Origin of the sequence: Pantoea eucalypti (assembly GCF_009646115.1) — a bacterium.
Classification (GTDB): Bacteria; Pseudomonadota; Gammaproteobacteria; order Enterobacterales; family Enterobacteriaceae; genus Pantoea; species Pantoea eucalypti.
Map to the genome: position 1 here is coordinate 1 of NZ_CP045721.1, position 22,807 is coordinate 22,807.

Consider the following 22,807-nt stretch of genomic DNA (forward strand, 5'->3'; position numbering starts at 1 on the left):
ATGTTTAATGTGTCCGCAACCTACAGTGCAGAGGCTGTTGAATGCCTTTATGAAGTCATCGACATTCTTAACCTCAAGGGGGCACGCTGCCACGTGATCTTTGATAGTCAGGCATCCCGTGCCGCGGTCATTGAAGCCGATACAATAGAAGAACTCGGCGAAATGCGTCACCCTGTACTGGCCGTTCTGGAACTGGAGCGCGTGACCAGCATCAACACCATTTTGCGGATTAAATCGTTCTGGACTGATCCGGAGGGCGTCAGGCCTGACGTTGAGCCTGGCAGCCTGGCTAAAGCACTCTATAAAGCGCTGACCATCAAGAAACAGATTACGCTGGTCGGTTTGTAAGAGAGACGGCTGAAAATCATTCACTGGCAATTTGCGCGCGTGTTCAATTCCCCATTTCACCGTTCACGGTCCAGAATACGCGCGCATATTCATCATTGTTCAGGTACCCCGGTTGATCATTTTCACCTGAAAGAGATGTTCGTAAATAACCCTGAACGTGGGACTACTTTGAATTCTCAGCAACAAAGTTCAGATAATTTTCAGGTGTAATCAGCTTGTAAGGCACCCAGTTAAGCGTCTCAACCTTTTGTTTGTTCAGCAGGGCTTTGGTCACCTGAACTGCGCCGGTAGCCTGTCCTTTTGCATCCTGAAAAATAGTGAGCACCATCCTGCCGTTTTTAATGAACTGCTGACCATCGGGTGTTCCATCAATTCCCGCCACAAGGATTTTATCGTTCTTCGCCTGGTTTAAAGCCATAATCGCGCCAATCGCCATCTCATCGTTGTTTGCAGCAATGGCGTCAATGGGACGCTGATTTAGCAGCCAGCCAGAAACCACATCAACCGCTTCATTGCGTTGCCATTTCGCTGTCTGCTTCTCAATAACTTTCATGTCTTTATATTTACTGATAACCGCTTCCACAGCACGGGTACGCTCACGGGCCTCTTCATTCGACAGCGCGCCCATCAGTATCGCTACATTACCTTTGTAGTTCATTTTCTTTGCCAGCGCCTCCATCTGCATTTCACCACCCAGCGCCGAATCAGAACCAACATATGCCATATCTGCTGGCAGTTTCACTTCCGGTTTACGATTTACGAAAACCAGCGGAATACCGGCATTTTTGGCGGCCGTGATCATCGGTAAAACACCCTGAGTATCAACCGGATTGAGAATAATGGCGTCAACGCCCTGGTTGATAAAGTCATCAACCTGCTGCACCTGCAGCGCGACATCGCCTTTGGCATCAACAAACTGGCTCTTGAGTTCACTGGCGTTAAGCTCTTTCTGCATCTGAGTGCGAAGGATGGAGACAAAGTTAAGGTCGAAGTTAGCCAGCGCGACGCCAACGGTAAACGTTTTGGCGCTGATTCCCACACTAAACAGCAAGGAGCAAAGACAAAGCAGAAGGTTTATGATGTTCATAGTCAATTCCTGTAGGTTGAGGTTGTTATTGTTTTCATTAACATTATTGTGCGTTGGGTAACAGGCAAATACCCGACGCATGCTGCTTACAACGTAAAGTGATCGCGGAACTGCTGGACAGCCGCTGTGCTATCACCGCTGGCCCAGCCCTCCATGGCGACGGTGCCGCTGTAACCTATCTCCTGCAGCGTCCGTGCAATAGCCCGGTAATTGATCTCGCCGGTGCCCGGCTGCTGGCGGCCGGGTACATCGGCAACCTGGATTTCCCCTATCGCTGAACCGCAGCGCCGTACCAGTTCAATCAGATTGCCCTCGCCAATTTGTGCATGGTAGAGATCCAGATTCATCTTCAGCGCCGGGCTGTTGACCGCCTCGACCAGCGCCCGCGTTTCAGAGGCCAGGGCGAAGGGTGTGCCCGGATGATCGATCGGCAGATTAAGGTTTTCGAGGGTGAAAACGCGTCCGGCTCGTTCACCAAGTTGTGCAACCTGGCGCAGCGTATCGGCGGCCTTGAGCCACATAGCGCCCGTTACCGTTGTCACGGGTTTTACCGGCAGTCCGCGGTCGTCAAGTCCGGTGCCATGCAGATTCAGTACAGGACAACTGAGACGTTCGGCCACAGCCAGTGAGGCTTCAGCACTCTGCAGTAACTGCGCTATCTCTGTTTCATCGGTAAGATTACCGCTCAGATAACCGGTCATAGAGGTAAAGCGCGCACCGGTCGCCACCAGCGCATCAATATCCTTGTTGGCCCATCCCCAGATTTCGACGCCGAAACCCAGCTCATGAATGCGTTTTACGCGCTCTGTAAATGGCAGCTCCAGAAATACCATTTCAGCGCAGACGGAAAGTTGATAATCAGCCATCAGCGCGCCCCCAGCTTAACCGGCAGGTTGCTCTGTACAGATTCGATACAGGCCAGCGCAATTTCCAGCGCGTTGCGCGCATCTTCGCCCGTGGCGCGAGGCGTTTCACCACTTCGGATACAGCGGGCAAATTCGGTCATTTCTGCCACATAGGCCTCTCGCAGCAGATCTGAATCCAGTCGCGACGTATCGACGGCTATTCCGCTGGCGGTGTAACGCACGCAGTGGTTGGCATTGATGTGGCCCGCCTGCAGCATGCCTTTACTGCCAAAAACCTCACCGCGCACGTCATAGCCATAGACCGCCTGAAAGTTTGCCTCAGCTATAGCAATAGCGCCGTTGTCGAAGCGAATAGTCACAACCGAGGTATCCAGCAGCCCTTTATCCTTAAAATCTGGCCGCACCAGCGCATCGGCCAGCGCATAGACTTCTACCGGCTTTGCGCCATGATTGAAGTGCAGTAGCGTGTCAAAATCGTGAATCAGCGTTTCAAGGAAGATGGTCCATTGCGGAATCGGCGCTGGATCGTTCAGGCCTGGGTCACGGGTCACAGAGCGACTAAGCTGGGTCGTGCCATTCTCACCATTTTTTACCGCTGCAATTGCTGCCGCAAAACCGGAATCAAAGCGGCGATTAAAGCCCACCTGTAACACGACGCCTGCCTCTTTTGCCGCCGCGATGGCGCGATCGGCCTCATCCAGCGTGACAGCCATAGGCTTTTCGCAAAACACATGTTTGCCGGCTCTGGCCGCGGCAATCACCCACTCCGCATGCGTCCGTGCTGGCGCGGCAATCGCAACGGCGTCGATTTCATCATCCTGAAGCAGCGCATGCAGATCGCTATACGATTTGCTCACCCCAAGCCGGCTGGCGAGCTTCTCTGCTGCGCCAGGGAACGGATCCGCCACTGCCGCAAGGGTGGCACCAGGCACACGCCAGGCCAGATTTTCCGCATGGAAGCTGCCCATGCGGCCTGCGCCGATTAAACCCACGCGTACTGTTTGATGGTTCATAAAAACTCCTTATTATTTTGCTTTTGCCCAGGCGGGCGATGAAGGGTGTTGTTCAGATCGCTTCACCTCAGCAGCGAAACGACGGGATTTGGAGAGCATCAGCGGTTCAATGTGCTCCAGCGACACGCCCCGGGTTTCCGGTAAAAAACGACGGACAAACCAGAACGCGATGAGCGATCCCACCGCGCATAACATCAGTGGGAAGGCACCATGAAAGTGTTCCATCAGCACCTGGCTGCGGTTCATCATCGGGAAGCTTTGGGTAACGATAAAATTAGCGACGTACATCGAGGCGAACGCAAAGCCCATCGCCACGGCGCGAATCCGATTAGGAAAGATTTCTGAGATCAGCAGCCAGGCACCCAGGCTCCATGAGAGGCCAAATATCAGCACGAAGGCCAGCAGTCCAATCACCGGCAGCAGGCCACCTGCATCGGCGATAAATGCCAGGGCGGTGAAGATCATAGAGAACGCGCATCCCAGTGCCCCCCAGCGCAGCAGCACTGTCCGGCCCAGACGATCAATGGTACTCAGACAAACGGCCACGCCAGCCAGCAGCGCAAGACCAATGAAAATGCTGTGAAACAGGGAAGACTGGGTACTGCCGGTGACATTTTGTAAGAGTGACGGCGCGTAATAGAGCAGGATGTTGATACCGGAGATCTGCTGCAAAATAGCAATGGCACAACCCACCAGCAGGATATAGCGTGCCCGCGCATCCCGCAGGATGCCGCGCTGACGGGTCTGGATGTGGTCATCCCGATTTGACGTCAGGATTTCCTGTAACAGTCGCTCGGCGTGTTGGGCATTTGAAAGACGCGTCAGCACCTCAAGGGCCCGCTCTTTTTTGCCGTTCAGCGCCAGCCAGCGCGGTGACTCTGGCATAAACGGCACCAGCAGCAGAAATAGCACGCAAGGCACCACGCCCGAAGCAAGCATCCAGCGCCAGCCTTCACTGACAATCCACTGATGCGGCATGCCGCGTGCAATCAGGTAATTCACGATATAGACGGTAACCTGTCCGCCCACCATCAGCATCTGCTGCAGGCCGAGCATCCGTCCGCGCCAGTCTTTGGGTGAAACTTCAGCGATGTAAAGCGGCGTAATCGCAGAGGCCATCCCGACCGCCAGCCCGCCAGTCAGTCGCCAGATAACGAAATCGGTCAGCGATCCCGCCAGCGCAGCGCCCACTGCGGAGAGCAAAAAGAGTAGAGCGGTAACGATTAGGGTCGTTTTGCGACCGATACGATCAGAAATGAAGCCAACACTCCATGCGCCGACGATGCAGCCGAGAATGACGTTGGACACCGCCCAGCCACTTTCCCATGGCGTTAAATTCAGATGTTCTGTCAGCGGGTCGATAACGCCAGAGATTACAGAAGCGTCATAACCGAGAATCACGCCACTCAGTGAAGCAATGGCACAGATAAACAGAATCAGCCGTAAATTATGTTTGCGCATAACAACTTATTTCCCTTCGCATGATTGATTCAGGTGATTGCATCAACCTTTGCAAAGGTGGTGCCAACCAAAATCCGGGAAATTTTGTGAGCGCTGACACAACGTCACACCTCAAACTGGCAACAATGTTTACATGTCAACTTAACATGTCCATAAAATGGACATTTAATTCCACTGGAGTGGCGTGTGAATCAGCAATTGTTATTACGAGATGAGAGCGAGGCGATCTTCAGCCTGCCAGACAGGGAGGCCGCCGACAGTTGGGACGCGCTGTTATGGCGAAGCTGGGAGAGCTTTACCCAGGGCGAACCGTCGCCAGCGGTTCGTGAAACTATTCTGCACTCCTGGCAACGCTCGCAGCAGTACGCTATCGATCCAGATCGATTTATCTATACCGCGCCCCCAGCCAGCGAACTGACTGCGATTCTTGAAAACAATGCAGAACTGATTCTTGTTGCACGCAGCATTATGGAAAATTTGCTCGCCTATAATCCGGACGGGCACATTAACCTCACCGATGCGCAGGGTGTCACACTCCATTTTTGCGGTGCCGACCTGACACCGATCGGCAGTATTCTGCGTGAAGAGGTATTGGGTACTAACTGTACCGCGCGCTGCCTGATTGAACAGCGGCTGGTCTATGTGTTGAGCGGTGAAAACTGGAAGTTTGATTTGCGAAAACGCCGCCGGCAGTGCGCTGCGGCCCCCGTCCGTAATGAAAACGGACAATTGATAGGTGTGCTCACACTGACCGCCACGCCTGATAATTTCAACGTCCACACACTTGGCACGGTCCAGGCGGCGGCAGAAGCAGTCGGACAGCAACTGATGCTACGACGCCTGCTGGCTGAACAGCAGTCCATTCTTGAGACGCTGAATGAAGGTGTGATTGTCTGTGATAAACAGGGGCGCATTAAAACCCTTAACCGTTATGCGCGCCAGATTTTCAGCGGGCTGAATCCAGGCAATACCCCGATTGATGAACTGCTACAGCCACAGGGCGGATCGCTGCTGACCATGCCTTTTTGTAATGACATTGAGTTGCAGTTCAGGCCAGCCGGCCTGGCCCCCCTCTCCTGCCTGATATCATTGATGCCCGCGCCGGATGGCGGACGCGTGCTGTCGCTGCGTGAAAATCAGCGTATCCGTGCCATTACACGACGTGTCATGGGCGTGAATGCCAGTTACACCTTTGACATGATTCGCGGCCGCTCGTCGCGTCTGCAGCAGGCAATTCATAAGGCCCGGGTCAGCAGCCGAACCGACAGCACAGTGCTGCTCAGCGGTGAAAGTGGCACCGGCAAAGAGTTGTTTGCGCAGGCCATTCATAATGCCAGCCCACGTCAGCAGGAAGCGTTTATCGCTCTTAACTGCGGCGCACTGCCACGCGATCTGGTGCAAAGCGAGCTGTTTGGCTATGCGGATGGCGCCTTCACCGGTTCACGGCGTGGTGGTTCGGCGGGCAAGTTTGAACTGGCTGACGGCGGAACCCTTTTCCTGGATGAGATTGGTGAGATGCCGCTCGAAGCGCAAACCAGCTTGCTACGCGTGCTGCAGGAGAGTGAAGTGCTGCGTATCGGCGCGGCTCAGCCCGTGAAAGTGAATGTCCGCATTATCGTGGCAACGCACTGCAACCTGCTGGATGCCGTGGAGAAAAATGCCTTTCGGCGCGATCTCTATTATCGTCTGAATGTAATTTCATTAGAAATTCCTCCGCTGCGTGACCGTCGTGAAGACATACCGGAGTTGGTGAATATTTTCATTCAGGCGCTCTGCACACGTCTGAAGCGTATTCCGCCTGTGGTCGCGCCGGACGCAATGACCTGTCTGCAAGCCTGGGATTGGCCGGGAAACGTACGTGAACTGGAAAATGTGATTGAGCGTGTCGTCAACCTGAGTGAAGGGTTAGAAATAACCCGCGCCGATTTGCCCGAATCCCTGCAGCAAGTCTCAGCCAGTGATGCGCCTGGAGAGATTCAACCCTCACTGCAAAATCTGGAGCGGATGCATATTTTACAGGTTGTCAGTGAACAACAGGGGAATCTGCGTCAGTCGGCGCAACTGCTGGGGATCTCACGAACGGCGTTATATAACAAGCTCAATGCATGGAAAATCGACTACCGTGCTTTCAGGAAAAATGATGCCTGAACGCTGCGACGATTTGGCTGAACAGCACAGTGGCACCAACAATCCATATCGCGATAACGATTCCTGCCGTTACGCGACTGACCGGATGTGTACTGGCTTGCGCTGCAGTTTCACGATGTTCGCGCATCACCTCGGGGGGAATAAGACGTACCACCAGCATGATCCCCAGCGGTACAATGATCAGGTCGTCGAGATAGCCGATAACGGGAATGAAGTCGGGGATCAGATCGATGGGTGAAACCGCATAGGCCGCGACAATCATCGCCAGCACTTTAGCCACTAACGGTGTACGGGGATCGCGGGCGGCGAGCCATACCGCATGCACATCCCGTTTGATGTTTCGTGCCCACGTTTTGATGTCAGTCATAAGCTTACTTTTCACGAAACGTCTTTTCCTTATTGAGGACAACGGTTATTCCGCTTTCGTACAACGCTCCTCACAAAGACTCACGCTCCGTGTTGAGTCCGGGCGCCATTTCAGTCAATCAACACTACGACAATCGGCATCCCAGGTCTTCATGGCAGTTGATACCGCCGCATCAAGTTCTTTACCGGTTGCGCCATCGCGGGCTTCGGTCGACAGGCCGATTTCAAAACTGTGAAAAAACCTGGCCAGTGCCTGCACATCTGTACCGGAAACCAGAAGCCCCGCCTCTTTCGCTCTGGTGACACATCGCAAAAATCCCGCTCTGGTTCGATCGCGTTGCGCTGCCAGAAGCTCACGAATGTGCGCGTTTGCAGGTGAGCAGGTATTAACGGACAGCGCGATCAGGCAACCGCTGGGATGTCCCTGATCTGTCTGCATCTTTGCGGAGCGACGCAAGGCGAGTTCGATAGCCTGTCGGGGTTCAAGCGAGTCGTCCCATAGACAATCGTTCACCTGACCATAAGTCGTCATATAGCATTCGACAACCTCTTCGAACAGCGCCTCTTTAGAACCAAATGCGGCGTAAAAACTGGGGGCAGTGATACCGTTACCGAGATTCGACTTGAGCATGGCAAGCGAAGTGGACTCGTAACCGTGTTGCCAGAAAAGTGTCATCGCCTGACGAATTGCTTCGTCACGGTCAAATGTTCGTGGACGTCCCATCTGAGCCATATCCGTTCCTTTTTGACTTGCCAGACATAAATACTAATCGATACATATATTCTTGACAAGTTGCGCGGGGGCTTATAGTTTCGAATATATATACCGATCGATATTTATATCAGCCAGCCTGTTATCAAGCGGGTTTTCGCAATATTTAAGCGTTACAAACTTAAAAAAGGACTCAACGTGCACGCCAATACCGCATTCAGTGAAACCACAACACAACGAGGCCTGCCTCTGGCTTCCCTGCTGGCATTTGCCATGACTGGCTTTATCGCCATTCTGACCGAGACCCTTCCGGCGGGTCTGCTTCCGGAGATCGGAAAAGGTCTGGGTGTTTCTCAGGTAATGGCAGGCCAGCTGGTCAGTATCTATGCGCTGGGATCGCTGCTGGCGGCGATTCCTTTAACGGTTCTGACCAGTGGATGGCGACGTAAAAAAGTGCTGCTGCTTGCCGTCGGGACTTTCCTGATTTTCAACACCGTTACCACCCTTTCATCCAGCTACTGGCTGACGATGGGGGCTCGCTTCATGTCCGGTGTGGCTGCCGGACTTGCATGGGGAGTCCTGGCGGGCTATGCGCGCCGCCTCGTTCCTGCTGAATTACAGGGCCGCGCGCTGGCTATTGCGATGGTTGGAATACCGGTTGCCCTGTCGCTGGGAACCCCGGCAGGCGCATGGCTGGGCAGTATGATGGGATGGAGAGTCCCCTTTGGGATCATGGCAGCACTGGCCATTATTCTCTTTATCTGGACATGGGTGGCGGTTCCTGACCTGCCGGGCCAGCAGGCTGACCGTCGACTGCCGGTATGGCAGGTTTTCCGTATGCCCGGCGTCAGGCCCGTTCTGGCGGTTATCTTTCTGTGGATGACGGCTCACAACATTCTTTATACGTTCATCGGACCATTCCTGCAGTTGTCGGGACTGACCGGAAACGTCGGACTTATCCTGCTGATTTTTGGCATCGCGGCATTGGTCGGCATCTGGATCACCGGAATGTTGGTAGATCGTCATTTGCGACATCTGGTTCTGCTCAGCCTTGCAGCACTGGCGGCGGTTTCTGTGGTGCTGGTCGCAGGCATGCGGGAACAGATTGTGGTCTATGTGGCTGTCATCGTATGGGGTTGGTCGTTTGGTGGTGCATCAACCCAGATGCAAACGGCCGCCGCTGATTCGGCTGGCAATCATGTCGACGTTGTTCAGGCGATGGTGACAACCGCATGGAATCTGGCTATCGCCAGCGGCGGCGTTACTGGAGGACTGCTTCTCAATAATGCCGGTGCGGTCTCTTTCCCCTGGGCGCTACTCACCTTTATGGCGGTTGCGTTGATCATCGCCTGGCGGGCGAAAAAGCATGCTTTCAGGCCGGGTGCCAGAGGAGGCCCAGTGAAATAGTGATGTTGAAAGGCGTCCGCAATGGACGCCCGATAAATATCCAATCTGCTTTGCTTTGAGCTTGTGACCGGTAAATCTGTCTGAACGCGTTTTGCCAAACCCATTATGTGTTAATTGTTGGCCTCGTCAGAAACTGACTGCCCGAGCTGGGTGGTGTAATTAGCGGGCACCCAGCGATAAGCATTACCCTCGTGCTGAACATGGCCCAGACCCGGGAAAGCGATATGCGCCGCAGCCACCCAGTAGCCCTGATCGGCAGCCTGTTTCAGTACCCTTTCACGTGTATTAATAGCCTGTTTCTGATCGACATCAAAATGGATGGCCACTTCGGGGTCTGGCATTTGCACCGCTTTGGCATGGATGATGTCTCCCCATAACACCAGCGTCTGTCCCTGACTTTCCACGCGATAAAGTACGCTGCCCGGCGTATGGCCAGCGGTCGACTCAGCACGGATTCCTCCCGGTAATGTAGCGGGTGCAATAAATGTTTTAAGCAGGCCAGCATTCATGACCGGGCGAAGCGTTCGTTCAGAATCCGCAAAAGTGTGAGCCTGACTGGCTTCCACTTTGCTGACGTTGGCCGGATTAAGCCAGAAATCGACATCCCGTTTATCCACATACACTTCAGCTTCAGGAAAAGCCGGCTTGCCTGCACGCGAGACACCGCCTGAATGATCGGCATGAACATGAGTCAGAAGCACAGCATCGATCGATTCAGCCGGATAGCCAGCAGCAGCCAGGTTAGTCAGCAGATGTCCGCCATCGTGGCCAAAAAGCTCACCGGCGCCAGTATCGACTAAGATGCGCTTTTTGCCATCATCGATAACAAAGGCGTTAATCGACGTTTCAGCCTGCGGCGTCATCGCCTCTCTGGCCATTCCCTTGCTGAGTTTATCCGGTGAAATGTTTGTCAGTAATGTATTAAGGGGAATGGTCACCGTGCCGTCGGAAACGGCGGTAATGCGCAATTTACCTAACATCATCCGGTAATAACCCGGAACCTGTTGATCCCGTGCAGACGGCTGTTCGGCTGCATAGGCCGGACTGAATGCCATAAGTGACGCCACCAGCATCAGTAAAATTTTCATCAATTATTCTCCAGAATGTTTCATCACAACGTGGTGGGCAGTATCCTCAGACAATCCATATCACTCAAATTGATTAAACTGATGCTCACTATCAGAGAAAATGATTTTCATCGTATCGACCTGAATTTACTGACGGTGCTGTTAGTTCTGAAGCGGGAAGGCAGCGTCTCTCGTGCAGCAGAAAAGCTGCATCTGGGCCAGCCTGCGGTCAGTAATGCACTGGCCCGGTTGCGGGTGATGTTCAGCGATCCGCTCTTTGTGCGTACAGCAAGAGGAATGGAGCCTACCCCGCGAGCCGAGGCGCTGATAGCTGAGCTGGGGCCTCTGATGGCGCAGATGCAGAATGTCCTTTTTCAGCCAGCATCCTTCACGCCTTCTGAGGTGACGCATGTTTTTCGGCTGGGGATGAGCGACTGGGTTGAGCGCTCAATCATGCCGGCACTGTATGCGCGCATCACGCGCACCGCGCCGGGCGTGACGCTTCAGGTCACGGCCAGCGATCCCTTCAGGGATGTGGAACTGGTCGCACGTGGCGAGATCGATCTTGCCATATCGGTGGGCGATAACACGCCCGCCACGCTGCAGCGCGAGAAAATCGTTTCACATAGCTTTTGTACGTTGTGGCATCCGGAGCAGCTTTCGTTATCTGCGCCGCTGACGCTGGAGGATTACGTGGCGCATGATCATCTGCTGGTTTCCTATCGTGGATCAACCTGGAGCGCCATTGATGACCAGCTTGCGACCCTTGGAAAGGCACGTTCGATTCGCTACGTGACGCCGCATTTTTCCTCTCTGCCGCCGCTACTGGTGCGCACGCCCGCGTTAGCTACCGTCCCCGCCGGGCTGGCGGATGACTGGATAACCCATTACGGTTTATGCTCCAGCCCTGTACCGGCGGCGACTCCCGAAATCGCTCTTTCGCTGCTCTGGCATAAACGCTGTGATAACGATATGCCGCTGAGCTGGCTCAGGGAGGAACTGCGTGGGGTAATGACAGAGCGAATCTGAGTAGCTGCTCTTGTGGGATGCTAAAACCTGCTTTGCAGTTCAACCGCCCTGAACAACGTCGAAAACCAGACTTTGCAGAAAATGGATGCTGAGAAGAGGATAAAAATTTGTCTGACTACCAGCTTGCTGGAACTGTTCAATCTGTAGAGAATTTTTGCCGCTTACGTATTATCTCAGGACTGACGCCACGTCCCGCCGAAGCTGCCCGTCTGGGACTTCCTGACAGCTGTTATGTTGTTCATATCCTTTATAGGGAAACCGTCATCGGAATGGGACGTAACGTAGGCGACGCCGCGCTGAATATGGATATTGTCGATGTCGCTGTAGATCCACGCATCAGGGAAAAGGTTTGGGCCGCATGATAATGGAAACGCTGACAAAGTGGCTCGATAAAAATGCCTGTGATGTGCTTATGTCACATTGATGGCAGATGTTCGGGGCTGTACGAAAAATTTGGTTTTACGCGCGTCAGCCCTGTGAGTGAAGGTATGGCAAGGATCTGGAAAAATACCAAAACGTCATGAAATAGTGATGCTCCCGTTTAATGCAGACCGTAACATCACATCATTAAGTACTGATCCAAATAACACATTAATGAGCAGGTAGATAAAACGTTACCTGCTCTGCTCTCTATCAGCGTGAACCTGTTAACTTCCACACCTTCACTTTATAAAGCACCGTTTACGTTCAGAATCTCAGTATCTCGCCCGGCTACTGCTTAATCGCGGAAAAAATGCCGGTGGCGGGAGAGCCTGAGGCGCCGCCGGCTCAGCGTTCAGCATGCTTAAGAACGCCCCGGCCCAGTGATGATTGTTGTGCATATGCAGGCCTTTCATCAGACGTGCATGCAGACTTCGCCGTTCGTGTAACGGCATCTGCAGGGCGCGATGCACCGTACTGGCCATGGCGTCAGGATCATAAGGATTGACGATGATGGCTCCCTCCATCTGCTCGGCTGCACCGGCAAACTGCGAGAGGATAAGCACACCGGGATTTTTCGGGTCCTGCAGGGCGACATACATTTTTGCCATCAGACTCATACCCGCCATTAATGGCGTTACCAGCGCAACGCGTGAGGCTCGATAGATACCAGCCTGCTCTTCCCGGCTATAAGCATGAGTGAGATAGTTCACCGGATACCAGTTCATTGTGCCATGTACGCCATTCAGCTCGCCGCACAGTGCTTCCAGCGCATGACCGAGTTCAGACGCATCATGCGCGTGTCCGGCTGCCGGAGGTGCCAGCTGCAATAGCGTGATATTTTTCTGATAGCAATCATGTCTTCTTAATAGTACCTCCAGGGTACTGATGCGGTAAGGCAGCCCCGAACTCTCATCAAGATGGCCGCCGCTAAGCACGGTATTTTCTGGCAGACTTTCGCGGCACTGCATTTCCATGTAAGCACAGCTGTTGCTCTCGCGCAGACATTGCACATCATCAAGATCAATCCCGACCGGAAATACACCCACTCTTATTATCCGGCCATTGATTCGAAAACGTTGTGCCTCCAGTCGATCCAGTCTGAATTCGCTCTCCAGCCAGACCAGGAAGTTATTCATATCCTGCACTGTCTGGAAGCCAATCAGGTCACAACAGAGTAATGAGTCAGTGAACCAGCGCCATTCGGGAATGGTTTCAAACATCCTGCCAGCCGGGAAAGGCTGATGCAGAAAAATACCCACTGAGTTGGTCAGCCCTTCTTCACGAATATAGGAAGCACAGCCAAGCAGATGATAATCCTGAATCCAGATAACATCGTCGGGTGTGGCATTTTCGCAAATGGCGCGCGCATAGGCTTTATTAATATTTTTATATTCCTGATAGCCATTAGTGGAAAATCGGGCCATGTCAGGGCGCTGGTGAAAAACAGGCCAGAGTCCTTTGTGAATATAGTTGTGGTAACCCTCATTCAGCTCGCCCGGCGTATAGGAGAAGGTCACGGTTTCATACTGGCCAGCCTGCTGCACTAAGTAGGGTCTTGACGCGTCGCTGGGTATCATTTTGCTCTCACCATCCCAGCTAATCCACAGCCCGCCCTGACGGGAAAGTATGCCTTCATAAACGGCAGTAAGCGTCGAACGTTGACATTGATTATGAGAAACAAGGATAAGGCCTGACATGGTGTGTTCCTTAAGAACCCGCTGCGAGAAGGCAACATTGCCTGGCAGTGAGCCGCTATTAATCGGAGGTCGGATAATAAACTGGAGAAAACCGCTCATTTGCGTGCGCCCGGGCTTAGTGCCTGCTGGCGCTTTTGGCGCAAATCGGGTCGTATCCCCCTTCGTGCAGCGTCGTCACGTAGACACCGGGCAGCGAGGGAAAAGAGATAAATCCGTTACGCTCGAAGAAATCCGGTACAGGCTCACCCATTGCAATGATGCTCCGGCAGCCCCTGGCGCCAGGATGAGACAGACAGCAGTGCAGCAACCATGAGCCGAGCCCGATAAAACGATATTCCGGCGAGATGAACAGGTTCCGGATTACCCAGGTCTCCGCCATATCGGTCACGACGCGGGCAAAACCGATTTGTCGGCCATTGCGGTAAAGTCCAAAACAGAGGCTATTGTTCAGCGCCAGAGTCAGAGAGCGGGTGTCCGGTATCGATTCACCCAGCCACTGAGAGATCAGGCGATAGTTCAGCAGTGCCGGATCGGTACTGGCCTCGATGGCATCTCTGAACCATTTGCGGGGCGAAACAAGGCGAAGGCGCTGTTGCTCAGCAAGTTCAGTGACTGCAGCATCGCTGCACCCTGGTATGGACCAGGGTTTGTTAATGCATTTCATCCACGGCTTCCTTGAACATAGGCGCATCAGCGCCCGGTGCCGTTAATTAAACCGATCGGCCTGTAAAAAAGGCGTAAAAAGAGGCAGATGAAACGTAAAAACGCTGCAAAACATCCGCCGCCCTGGCATCGCCGGACGGGGAAGGTGCAATAAGTCAGCGAGTTGAATACAGAGAATGTACGCAGTGATAAGTCAAGAAGAGTGGCCTGCCCGGGTCCACTCGCTCCCAAAGCGGGTTTACTAAATGCGTGGCAGGGCCATATTTACTGCAGAAATGAAGAAATCTCTTTTAAATCAGAACCGAGCCATCATTGTCTGGAATGATACGCCGTTGAAAAACTTAACCTCTCCCACTCTCTTAAATCCCAGTTTTTCATAGAAGGGAACGGCGAAGAGTGAGGACCGTACACTGATTTCTGATCGCAGCATGGGTGCTACCTGCTGCCAGAGTGCCCTTGCCACCCCTTGACGGTGAAACTTTGGATGCACAAAAAAGTATTTCACAAGATTGCCTTCGAAAAGGGTGAGTACGCCTGTTACCTCACCTCTTTCCACGGCAATCAGCCAGAGATAGTCATCTGCAACGATCAAAGGTTTAAGCACATCGGGTTTTATGCTCTCGATAAACCAGTGCGGACAGGGCTCTGCCTCTGAAAAGTTACACTTTATCGACACACTGTGTATCAGCTCACTGATGCCTGTCGCATCAGACTCAATGGCCGCTCTGATTTCCATTCTTTTGTCCTCCCCCTGATGTTGTGAATGTAAAGAAATGGCGGTTTGCCATTCGGATTGCCACCCACTCACCCTGTCTCCTGAATTCCGGCTGAACCTGCACCATTGACTATCAGAGCAACGTCACTTTGCCCTGGAAAATCACCGGCCCGGACGGCCCGCTGAGTTTAGAACCCCCAACAGGCTCCAGACTCACCGCCAGCACTGTCTGATTGTTTAACTCGCCTGGTGCTAATCGGAAAGCGTTACTGTCGGTGTGATTGATCAGTCCCAACGATTGTGGCGCAGCACTGCCCCTGATCAGCCAGAGTTGCAGGGCTTTATTCTCTGGCAGCGTGATGTTTAGCGCCGAGACCTGAATGCGTGACGCTGACTTATCCAGACTCACCACAAACTGTGCGTTGGGCTGCGCGCCACTGAGTACTGCAATGGGCTGCAGGGAATGCGGGGTATCCGGCTTAATCACCTGGGTGTAAATGAGGAGGCCCGCCATTGCCGCCGCCAGACTCCAGCCGAGCCAGAAGCCAGGTTGCCTGCGGACTGATATCGTGCCAGAGGCGCCAGCGTTCCGGTTAAGGTCCTGCCTGATCAGCGGCCAGACCGTAGCGGGAGGAATAACGTCGTGGGTGAGCAAATCGATGCCGTTAAACGCTTTCTGCCAGCGCAGCACCTCTGCAGCAAAGTGTGAATCGTCATTGAGGCGTTTATCAAGCCGATGGCGTGTCACATCGTCGGTAAGACCCAGCACATATTCCGCCGCAGTGAGATCATTGTGTTCCTGAGCAGTCATAGGCCTATGCACTCCCGAAGATGGATTAACGCGCGACGGATCCAGCTTTTAACCGTACCCTCAGGCTGACTCATGGAGAGCGCAATCTCACTCTGCGACAGGCCACGATAATAAGCGAGCGAAATACTTTGTCGCTGTTCTGAAGGTAAGTGCGCCATACAATGTTGAAGACGACGCGCCTCTGCAGGACTGTCATCCGCGGGAAGTAACGCCTGAAAACCCGATTCCGCTTCGCTGATTTCTTCCAGTGAACAGCATCGGTTCTCATGTTTTCGCAGGAAATCAATCGCCCGATTTCTGGCTATGTGGCTAAGCCAGATGTGCGGCTCACTGCGCGCATCATCGTAATAGTTTGCCGACTGCCAGATGTGGATAAACGTGTCGTGCAGGATCTCTTCTGCCCAGTCCCGGCGCCTGACCATCCGCAGGATGATCCCATAAAGTCGGGGCGACAGGACGCGGTAAAGCTGCTCAAGAGCAGCTTTATCACCGCCGGCTATCTGGTTCATTAAGTCGGCCTGAATGTGGGGCACATTTTTTGTCATCGGCTTCCCTGTAAAAGGTGTGGCCACGCAATCAGTGGCCACACACAGTATAGGTAACGCTTTATGGCATCAGTACAGTATCGATAACGTCGATGACACCGTTACTCTGGTTCACATCATAGGTGGTGATATTAGCAATATTGCCCTGAGCATCTTTAAGCTGAATGTTATGTGGGCCGTTGGACATCACCCAGAGTGATTCGCCATTGACTGTTTTCAGCTCGGCTTTACCGCCACCGGCTTTGATTTTTTTCTCCAGCGCTTTCATGTCCATTTTTCCTGCGACTACGTGATAGGTCAGCACGCTGGTCAGTTTTTGTTTATTTTCGGGCTTCAGCAGGGAGTCGACGGTACCCTTCGGCAATTTTTCAAACGCCGCATTAGTCGGTGCAAATACGGTAAAAGGCCCCTTGCCTTCAAGCGTCGGAACCAGCCCGGCGGCTTTGACGGCGGCCACCAGCGTGGTGTGATCTTTGGAGTTAATTGCGTTCTCAACAATATTTTTTGACGGGTACATGGCCGCTCCACCGACCATCACCGTGTCGCTGTCCATACTCGCCGCGAAAGTGGCGCCGCTGAAGACTAATGCAGATAAAAGCAGAGTTGGCAGGAATGGCTTCATTTTCACTTCCCTCATTCAGTTTGCGGACAGGGCCGAAGTGCCCTTATCTGTTAATACGAATGAGGGAGGGAAACGGATGCAAAAAATTTTACTTTTTTTGAGCTGCCTGTTCAGGCCCTGCTGCCGGGGCCTGAACAGATGTCACTCACTGTTTGTCATAAGTCCATTCGGACCTGAGTAGTTACCTGTCTGCTCAGATGCGGAAGGCGTTAACGGCTTCACGTAAAGAGTGCGCCTGAACTGAAAGAGACTGCGATGCAGAAGAGGATTCTTCCACCAGCGCCGCATTATTCTGCGTCACACCATCCATCTGGTTTACCGCAATGCTGACCTGAGAAATACCCTGCATCTGTTCAGCCGAGGCGAGCGAGATGTTATCCATTGCCACAGCCAGTTTTCCGACCATAGCGTTGATATCCAGAATACTCTTGCCGGTTCCGGTTGCAACGACAACACCACTTTCAACCTGCGCCACAGCCTCTTCAATCAGATGTTTAATATCCCGGGCAGCCGTCGCGCTGCGCTGCGCCAGCGTCCTGACTTCACCGGCGACCACAGCGAACCAACAAAGCATTTATCTATGGTGAAAAAGGCTACATTGAAATACCCGACTACTGGAAAGCCAGACGGGCGACCGTGCATTATTCCATCGGCGAAACAGAAGAGCTGCATTTTCCCTGCGATTTTGAGCTTGTTTATGAAGTTCAGCATATACATGCGTGCCTGGACAGTAACAGGCTGACCAGTCCGGTCATGCGTGCTGACATCACTATAGACACAGTCTCTATGCTGGAATCGATACATAAAGAGTGGTCTTAATGACATAAAATATCGCTGTAGTTTATACGATGAAAACAGTGCGCATCTGCCTACAATTGATGAAAGCTGAGAATTAAGATGCGTCCTGGAATCTATTTCGCCGTTCTGTTCCAGGGCATCTTTTGCAACAACGTTGCCATCCCGCAAAAACCCGTCACGCCAGAGAAAATTAAACCGGCACCTATCACTCCTGAGAGCAAAAATAATCGGCTATCGAGGGTATATCCAGATACCACACCCAGCAGAACCAGTGAACCCGCCGTAATATGAACCTGTCTTATGACAGGCAACGGTTGTTTTTTATCTTCGACGGTCGGGAACGTGGCACTTTTCCACGCATTAATGCCTCCGGACATCAGGAAGACGTTTTCAGAGGTTGCCGCTTTTATAAGTGCATCAGCGTTACTGGTGGTTCTCATCCCTGCCTGACAGTGAAAAATCACAGGACGGGAGCCTGCGTTATCGACGCATTTACCCGCGGTGATGTCGGAAAGTGGCAGTGAGACCGCCTCCGGAATGTGTTCTCTGAGATAATCTGCACGTTCACGGATATCAATCAGCACGGCTCCTTGCGCAATAAGCTCACTGGCTTGCAACGGCGATATCGATTCAGACTTCATTTTAAATCCTCCGGGCAATAGATATCTTTTAGTGTGGAGACAACTTTTTTAACCGCATCGTCTTTTATGAAATAGTTCACCCGCTGAGCCACCTTTGAAGACTCAATCAGACCATCTTCTTTCATTTTCGCCAGGTGCTGAGAGGTGGCAGAAGGTGTCAGCCCACTTTGCTGGGCCAACTCCCCTGACGAGGTGCCGGGTTTTTCAATAAGGATGCAGAGGATTAAAAGGCGATTGCTGTTACTCATCGACTTCAGCAACGTTGTCGCCAGCGAAGCGCTTTCCTGCAACCGAACAAGCTGACTGTTTTTCATGTTTACTATTTTAGGATTCTCTAAATTAAGTAAATACTAAAATACAAGCAGGCGGGATGCAATGGCTAATTTTTGCCGATGACTGTTGAAGAGGCCTGACGGTAAGCACACAGCCTGCAACTGAATCGTCCGGCATCAGAAATGCACGGTCAGAAAAAGCCTTTACCGCCATATCACGGGTAAATTTATCGTTCTGATACCCCAGCATTAATCACATGTGATCTATCACCACTAAAGTAACGTACGACATTATCAAAGGCCGTTTTGAAGTAGAGCGCATAGCTGGCCTTCTCGACATAGCCCAGATGTGGCGTGCACAGCACATTTGGCATCTGCAGGTAAGGATGTTGCGCGTCGTACAACGGTTCATCGTCGTAAACATCCAGTGCCGCAAATCCGGGGCGCCCCAGTTTCAGGGCGTTTAACAATGCGCCTTTCGAAACGAGTTCAGCACGGCTGGTATTCACAAATAACGCATCCGTTTTCATCAGTGCAAGATCGGCCGCCGTGATATTACCTTCCGTCGACGCGACCAACCTTTGATGTACGGTTACCACATCGCTGGTGGCGAAAAACTGCGCCCGACTCTCCGGCACTATCCATCCGTCAGTACGGGCTTCTTCCTGTGCGCGAAGACTTCCCCATACCTGCACTCTCATCCCAAAAACGGCTGCAAAGGAAGCGAGACGTTTTCCTATTTTCCCATAGCCAAGAATGCCGATGAGCTGATTATTGACTGCAGAGCCTATTTCTGTTTGCCATCGTCCTTCGGCCATTGCATTCACCGAAGAGACTAATTTTCTGCGTGATGCCATGATCAGCAGCCAGGTTAATTCTGCAGGCGCGACCGGGGAACCGGTCCCTTCTACAATTGCCACACCCGCCATTGTACAGGCCTCAACATCGACATTCCTCGCCAGCTTACCCGTCTGGCTGATTAATTTAAGACGCGGTGTGCGTCGCAGAAAGGCTGCATCAACCACTGTTCTTTCCCTGATGAGTATCAATGCCTCTGCTGCAGAGAGATGGTGATCAGCCATTGAATCTTTAGTGAGGTCTCCCAGAGCCGAGCACAGGTATTTGTCGTTGTGCTGAAGAAAGTCACACTGCTGAGTAGCGAGCTGATAATCGTCTGGAATCACTATATGAATGGCCATCAATCATCCTCTTTGTGGGGTATTTTCGGAGAGCATTAACTTTAATCAAATAACGTTATGTCATACTAACGGCTTCCAGACTTTGTGCCATAGCGGATATTTAATTACATGATATGTGAGTTATTTCTGCAGGAGAGCAGATCCGTTTATCCTTATCGCGGGGCTTCCCGCATACCCTCTCCGGAACATTTCAGAACACTCGCTTTTCGAATCCGCGAGGGTTCAATGTTGTGTCCAGAGCTTATTGCATGTGGAGACGAGATTCCGTCAATGGAAGCGAAGTCATTACAGGATGTAAAGGAGGGATTGTGTCAACATCTTACAATCAGAAGGTAATGAAAAGTGAGGCTTAGCCGATAATGACAGACATCTGGAACGTGAACTTACGTCGTCAGTTATAATTTGAAAATGATAACATCAGAATATCAACCCGTTAATAATGTTAAGCAGGATTGAACATACAACTCTTATTAAACATACATTATATAATGTGATCAGGCTGATAATTTAAAAGTTGAAATGGGATGCTCTCATTTTTGTTCAATTTTCATTGTTTAGAATGTATATAGTTTATTAACCGGCTGAAAATTATGGATTTACAGGAATAAAATGAAACCTGTTGTGAAAAATGACGAGCCGCGTGAAGTTTTGCTACGGCGTATTAACAGCGGTGAGTTTCACCCGTTTTTTCAGCCTATCGTCTCACTGGAAGACCTGCGCGTGATGGGTTTTGAAATGCTCGCACGCCACATTTCCCCGCAAGGAACCGTTACGCCACCAGCAGACTTCATTCCTGCCATGGAACAAAACGGTCTGCTGGACGAGCTGATGCTCAGCCTGATAGCGCAAGGTTTCAAAACGGCAGCTGCATGGCCGGAACAGCAGTTTCTGTCGATGAATGTGTCACCCTCTCAGCTCAATGGCAGAGACCTGGCTGAAATGATCAGTCAAACTGCTAATCGATTTCAGTTTGATCTGACAAGATTAAAGATTGAGATAACCGAAACTGCCCTGTTAGATGACATCATAACAGCCCGTGCAGAGGTTGAAGCCTTGTCTGATATGGGCTGTACGATTGCGATGGATGACTTTGGGACAGGCTATTCCAGTCTTTCCTGGTTAATTCAATTACCCGTCAATACTCTTAAAATTGATAGCAGCTTTATTCGCTCCATGCTGGAAAAAAAGGATAGCCGAAAAATTATCTCCAGCGTAGTTGGGCTAGGCCAAAGCCTTGATATGGATGTGATCGCCGAAGGGGTTGAAACGGATGAACAGGCTGAAATGTTACGTGGAATTGGATGCCTGTATGCGCAGGGCTATCTGTTCGGCAAGCCGGTGACCGCGGCAGAAAGCCACCTGATGCTCGCCAGGGCGCCCGAAAAAGGTTTTCTTCGCCGGGTTGTGCGTCTTTCTCTTGACCAGCGGGCGCATCAGATATCATCAATGTACGCAGTTCCTGGTACCTCCATCTGCTTTCTTAACCCGGAGTTGATGATTGTTGATGCAAGCGACACCTTTGCTGAAAGGCTTGGCTGGGCCCCACAGGATGTTATTCACAAATACATTTATGAGGTGATACCCTCTCAGGCGGACAAGTTGCTCTGGCTGCAGGAATTCCGAATAAAAGGGCTACCCTACCCGCCATATGAAGTCGTACTGCCCGACGGTTCATCCGATCTTGTCATGGTTACGCGTGTTGAAGATGAAGCAAAGGACCTGTTAGGCTTCTGCGTTTTCGGTGTCAAACTAACGGGTCGTCACGGCAATGAAGCAAAATAGATTGCTGTCAGAATTACGAATCAGACAGCACTCATCACCTTATTGTCCGCTCCTTCTATCAATCAAAAATGTTTGATGCCAGTCATCCCGGCTCAGCGTAAAAACCATGCTTGCAGCCGCATCTGGCACATCATAGACATCGCGAATATGCCGAAGTCCGGCGTTAATCAAAACCTTTTGTGACGCCAGATGGTTTGCTCTCACCACTGCAGAGATTTCCGTGAGTTTTAACTCACTAAACCCATATCTGACTGCATATCGGGCAAACTCTGTCGCCAGCCCTTTTCCCCAGGATTCCGGCGAGAACCGATACCCCAGATTATTGATCGTGATATCGGCGAAGTTTCGGATGCTCAGCCCTCCGAAGCCTATGATTCTGTCAGGATCATCCCGAAGCGAAATAGCCCAATTGCCGAAACCCTGTGTTTCCCAGTGGCTTATTGAGCGAGACAAGACATCCCGTGCATGTTCAATATTCGGGTAAGGACCGGCTGGATTAAACACGTTCGTCGCAGGGTCACCATAAATCCTGAAAAGGTCGCCTGCATCTGCTTCGCTGACTGGACGAAGGGCTAACCGCATGACGTCTGGCTGCAAAAGAACCTCCTGTGTTCGTTAAAGAAACGGGCACAACTGATAATAAACACAGTAAAAGGTGCCGGTCACCCAGTCAATACGTCACCTGAACAACGTTGTGATAACGTGATAGCCGTTATTTCATTGTGCTTACGTCCCGGTAAGTCAAATTAACAGACGCCGCTACTGTTCACTATTAATCCTCTTTTTACCATCCGGACTTGTTTTAAGATCGCCGGCGATTAATGACTTAACTCAATCTAAAAAATATGACTAATCGGGCTGAAGATATCGTGATTTTTGTCGAAAACATAATGAGAAAATAAAAACATAAAGGGAGGAGTAATAGAAGATATTGCTCCTGCATGTTCATCACGCTCTCTGGCAAGCCAGCCGGGCTTAACGCTCCTGCCTGTTTCCCAGAGCAATGCACTTTAAGTAGTCTGGCAGCACTGGAACAACGATGAACCGATATATTTCAGGAAGCAGAGACGTCCGGAACGTGACCTATAGCATGATGAAGAGCCCACAAAGACGTGACGTCCCGACGGCGTCTGTT

The 22,807-nt window shown here is 51.8% G+C and carries 22 protein-coding genes and 2 pseudogenes; 6 read left to right on the top strand and 18 right to left on the bottom strand.

Going from position 1 to position 22,807, the window contains the following annotated elements:
- Entirely contained in the window at positions 1-348 is a 348-nt protein-coding gene (locus tag EE896_RS22480; RefSeq protein WP_003855026.1) for a hypothetical protein, read from the top strand.
- 163 nt (positions 349-511) lie between these two features.
- Here EE896_RS22480 and EE896_RS18785 read toward each other — a convergent pair whose 3' ends face one another.
- The 4 genes from EE896_RS18785 to EE896_RS18800 form a co-directional block, all read right to left on the bottom strand.
- Entirely contained in the window at positions 512-1,435 is a 924-nt protein-coding gene (locus EE896_RS18785) for a substrate-binding domain-containing protein (protein ID WP_140915513.1), read from the bottom strand.
- Positions 1,436-1,521: 86 nt separating this feature from the next.
- Positions 1,522-2,301, bottom strand: a complete 780-nt coding sequence (locus EE896_RS18790) for a TIM barrel protein (protein ID WP_140915514.1) — start codon at positions 2,299-2,301, stop codon at positions 1,522-1,524.
- Positions 2,301-3,314 (bottom strand): Gfo/Idh/MocA family oxidoreductase, encoded by a 1,014-nt coding sequence (locus EE896_RS18795; RefSeq protein WP_003855019.1) that lies wholly within the window; start codon positions 3,312-3,314, stop codon positions 2,301-2,303. The genes EE896_RS18790 and EE896_RS18795 overlap by 1 nt, the downstream gene beginning before the upstream one ends.
- 12 nt (positions 3,315-3,326) lie before the next feature.
- Entirely contained in the window at positions 3,327-4,775 is a 1,449-nt protein-coding gene (locus EE896_RS18800; RefSeq protein ID WP_140915515.1) for a sugar porter family MFS transporter, read from the bottom strand.
- Positions 4,776-4,961: 186 nt separating this feature from the next.
- On the opposite strand from EE896_RS18800, the gene EE896_RS18805 reads away from it, so the two are divergent.
- On the top strand, positions 4,962-6,923 hold the full coding sequence (locus EE896_RS18805) for a sigma-54-dependent Fis family transcriptional regulator (RefSeq protein WP_140915516.1): 1,962 nt from the start codon (positions 4,962-4,964) through the stop codon (positions 6,921-6,923).
- Here the strand turns inward: EE896_RS18805 and EE896_RS18810 are convergent.
- The gene (locus tag EE896_RS18810; RefSeq protein WP_140915522.1) at positions 6,904-7,290 is read right to left on the bottom strand and encodes a YkvA family protein; all 387 of its coding nucleotides are present in this window, start codon (positions 7,288-7,290) and stop codon (positions 6,904-6,906) included. The two genes, EE896_RS18805 and EE896_RS18810, sit on opposite strands and share 20 nt — an antisense overlap.
- Before the next feature lie 114 nt (positions 7,291-7,404).
- Positions 7,405-8,022, bottom strand: coding sequence for a TetR/AcrR family transcriptional regulator (locus EE896_RS18815; RefSeq protein WP_003855012.1), 618 nt, complete (start codon positions 8,020-8,022; stop codon positions 7,405-7,407).
- A gap of 177 nt (positions 8,023-8,199) precedes the next feature.
- On the opposite strand from EE896_RS18815, the gene EE896_RS18820 reads away from it, so the two are divergent.
- Entirely contained in the window at positions 8,200-9,408 is a 1,209-nt protein-coding gene (locus EE896_RS18820) for an MFS transporter (RefSeq protein WP_140915517.1), read from the top strand.
- 110 nt (positions 9,409-9,518) lie between these two features.
- Here the strand turns inward: EE896_RS18820 and EE896_RS18825 are convergent, their stop codons facing one another.
- Entirely contained in the window at positions 9,519-10,496 is a 978-nt protein-coding gene (locus EE896_RS18825; protein ID WP_140915518.1) for an MBL fold metallo-hydrolase, read from the bottom strand.
- Between the two features lie 81 nt (positions 10,497-10,577).
- Here EE896_RS18825 and EE896_RS18830 point away from each other — a divergent pair, with 81 nt between their 5' ends.
- Together EE896_RS18830 and EE896_RS18835 are read left to right on the top strand one after the other, a co-directional pair.
- On the top strand, positions 10,578-11,504 hold the full coding sequence (locus EE896_RS18830; RefSeq protein WP_167518483.1) for a LysR family transcriptional regulator: 927 nt from the start codon (positions 10,578-10,580) through the stop codon (positions 11,502-11,504).
- A gap of 107 nt (positions 11,505-11,611) precedes the next feature.
- Positions 11,612-12,028, top strand: a pseudogene (locus EE896_RS18835) (GNAT family N-acetyltransferase).
- Between the two features lie 171 nt (positions 12,029-12,199).
- On the opposite strand, the gene EE896_RS18840 reads toward EE896_RS18835, so the two are convergent.
- From EE896_RS18840 to EE896_RS18885, 10 genes and pseudogenes are all read right to left on the bottom strand, one after another.
- Entirely contained in the window at positions 12,200-13,624 is a 1,425-nt protein-coding gene (locus EE896_RS18840; protein WP_140915520.1) for an alpha,alpha-trehalose-phosphate synthase (UDP-forming), read from the bottom strand.
- Positions 13,625-13,739: 115 nt separating this feature from the next.
- The gene (locus EE896_RS18845) at positions 13,740-14,288 is read right to left on the bottom strand and encodes a GNAT family N-acetyltransferase (protein ID WP_140033902.1); all 549 of its coding nucleotides are present in this window, start codon (positions 14,286-14,288) and stop codon (positions 13,740-13,742) included.
- 294 nt (positions 14,289-14,582) lie between these two features.
- Entirely contained in the window at positions 14,583-15,095 is a 513-nt protein-coding gene (locus EE896_RS18850) for a GNAT family N-acetyltransferase (protein ID WP_238343245.1), read from the bottom strand.
- 40 nt (positions 15,096-15,135) lie between these two features.
- Positions 15,136-15,813, bottom strand: coding sequence for an anti-sigma factor (locus EE896_RS18855; RefSeq protein WP_003854997.1), 678 nt, complete (start codon positions 15,811-15,813; stop codon positions 15,136-15,138).
- Positions 15,810-16,358 (bottom strand): sigma-70 family RNA polymerase sigma factor, encoded by a 549-nt coding sequence (locus EE896_RS18860; RefSeq protein ID WP_033763280.1) that lies wholly within the window; start codon positions 16,356-16,358, stop codon positions 15,810-15,812. The genes EE896_RS18855 and EE896_RS18860 overlap by 4 nt, the downstream gene beginning before the upstream one ends.
- A gap of 61 nt (positions 16,359-16,419) precedes the next feature.
- The gene (locus tag EE896_RS18865; protein WP_003854991.1) at positions 16,420-16,980 is read right to left on the bottom strand and encodes a fasciclin domain-containing protein; all 561 of its coding nucleotides are present in this window, start codon (positions 16,978-16,980) and stop codon (positions 16,420-16,422) included.
- 193 nt (positions 16,981-17,173) lie between these two features.
- Positions 17,174-17,542, bottom strand: a pseudogene (locus EE896_RS18870) (methyl-accepting chemotaxis protein); the annotation flags it as partial.
- Positions 17,543-17,891: 349 nt separating this feature from the next.
- A complete protein-coding gene (locus EE896_RS18875; protein ID WP_140033905.1) occupies positions 17,892-18,419 on the bottom strand; it encodes a rhodanese family protein in 528 nt (175 codons plus the stop codon).
- Positions 18,416-18,733: an ArsR/SmtB family transcription factor gene (locus tag EE896_RS18880; RefSeq protein ID WP_003854984.1), complete on the bottom strand. Its 318-nt coding sequence runs from the start codon at positions 18,731-18,733 to the stop codon at positions 18,416-18,418. Before EE896_RS18880 ends, EE896_RS18875 begins: the two co-directional genes overlap by 4 nt.
- Positions 18,734-18,918: 185 nt before the next feature.
- Complete coding sequence (locus tag EE896_RS18885; RefSeq protein WP_140915506.1) at positions 18,919-19,890, bottom strand: D-2-hydroxyacid dehydrogenase family protein; 972 nt, start codon at positions 19,888-19,890, stop codon at positions 18,919-18,921.
- 609 nt (positions 19,891-20,499) lie between these two features.
- Here EE896_RS18885 and EE896_RS18890 point away from each other — a divergent pair.
- On the top strand, positions 20,500-21,672 hold the full coding sequence (locus EE896_RS18890; protein ID WP_003854980.1) for an EAL domain-containing protein: 1,173 nt from the start codon (positions 20,500-20,502) through the stop codon (positions 21,670-21,672).
- Between the two features lie 39 nt (positions 21,673-21,711).
- Here EE896_RS18890 and EE896_RS18895 read toward each other — a convergent pair whose 3' ends face one another.
- Complete coding sequence (locus tag EE896_RS18895) at positions 21,712-22,254, bottom strand: GNAT family N-acetyltransferase (RefSeq protein ID WP_140034043.1); 543 nt, start codon at positions 22,252-22,254, stop codon at positions 21,712-21,714.
- Positions 22,255-22,807 lie beyond the last annotated feature (553 nt).

Excerpts from the sequence above, each read along its gene's own strand:
- EE896_RS22480 (WP_003855026.1), top strand. The coding sequence starts at position 1 with ATGTTTAATGTGTCCGCAACCTACAGTGCAGAGGCTGTTGAATGCCTT.
- EE896_RS18800 (WP_140915515.1), bottom strand. The coding sequence starts at position 4,775 with ATGCGCAAACATAATTTACGGCTGATTCTGTTTATCTGTGCCATTGCT.
- EE896_RS18795 (WP_003855019.1), bottom strand. The coding sequence starts at position 3,314 with ATGAACCATCAAACAGTACGCGTGGGTTTAATCGGCGCAGGCCGCATG.
- EE896_RS18785 (WP_140915513.1), bottom strand. The coding sequence starts at position 1,435 with ATGAACATCATAAACCTTCTGCTTTGTCTTTGCTCCTTGCTGTTTAGT.
- EE896_RS18890 (WP_003854980.1), top strand. The coding sequence starts at position 20,500 with ATGAAACCTGTTGTGAAAAATGACGAGCCGCGTGAAGTTTTGCTACGG.
- EE896_RS18880 (WP_003854984.1), bottom strand. The coding sequence starts at position 18,733 with ATGAAAAACAGTCAGCTTGTTCGGTTGCAGGAAAGCGCTTCGCTGGCG.
- EE896_RS18810 (WP_140915522.1), bottom strand. The coding sequence starts at position 7,290 with ATGACTGACATCAAAACGTGGGCACGAAACATCAAACGGGATGTGCAT.
- EE896_RS18865 (WP_003854991.1), bottom strand. The coding sequence starts at position 16,980 with ATGAAGCCATTCCTGCCAACTCTGCTTTTATCTGCATTAGTCTTCAGC.
- EE896_RS18855 (WP_003854997.1), bottom strand. The coding sequence starts at position 15,813 with ATGACTGCTCAGGAACACAATGATCTCACTGCGGCGGAATATGTGCTG.
- EE896_RS18895 (WP_140034043.1), bottom strand. The coding sequence starts at position 22,254 with ATGCGGTTAGCCCTTCGTCCAGTCAGCGAAGCAGATGCAGGCGACCTT.
- EE896_RS18825 (WP_140915518.1), bottom strand. The coding sequence starts at position 10,496 with ATGAAAATTTTACTGATGCTGGTGGCGTCACTTATGGCATTCAGTCCG.
- EE896_RS18790 (WP_140915514.1), bottom strand. The coding sequence starts at position 2,301 with ATGGCTGATTATCAACTTTCCGTCTGCGCTGAAATGGTATTTCTGGAG.
- EE896_RS18815 (WP_003855012.1), bottom strand. The coding sequence starts at position 8,022 with ATGGCTCAGATGGGACGTCCACGAACATTTGACCGTGACGAAGCAATT.
- EE896_RS18875 (WP_140033905.1), bottom strand. The coding sequence starts at position 18,419 with ATGAAGTCTGAATCGATATCGCCGTTGCAAGCCAGTGAGCTTATTGCG.
- EE896_RS18840 (WP_140915520.1), bottom strand. The coding sequence starts at position 13,624 with ATGTCAGGCCTTATCCTTGTTTCTCATAATCAATGTCAACGTTCGACG.
- EE896_RS18845 (WP_140033902.1), bottom strand. The coding sequence starts at position 14,288 with ATGAAATGCATTAACAAACCCTGGTCCATACCAGGGTGCAGCGATGCT.
- EE896_RS18860 (WP_033763280.1), bottom strand. The coding sequence starts at position 16,358 with ATGACAAAAAATGTGCCCCACATTCAGGCCGACTTAATGAACCAGATA.
- EE896_RS18830 (WP_167518483.1), top strand. The coding sequence starts at position 10,578 with ATGCTCACTATCAGAGAAAATGATTTTCATCGTATCGACCTGAATTTA.
- EE896_RS18885 (WP_140915506.1), bottom strand. The coding sequence starts at position 19,890 with ATGGCCATTCATATAGTGATTCCAGACGATTATCAGCTCGCTACTCAG.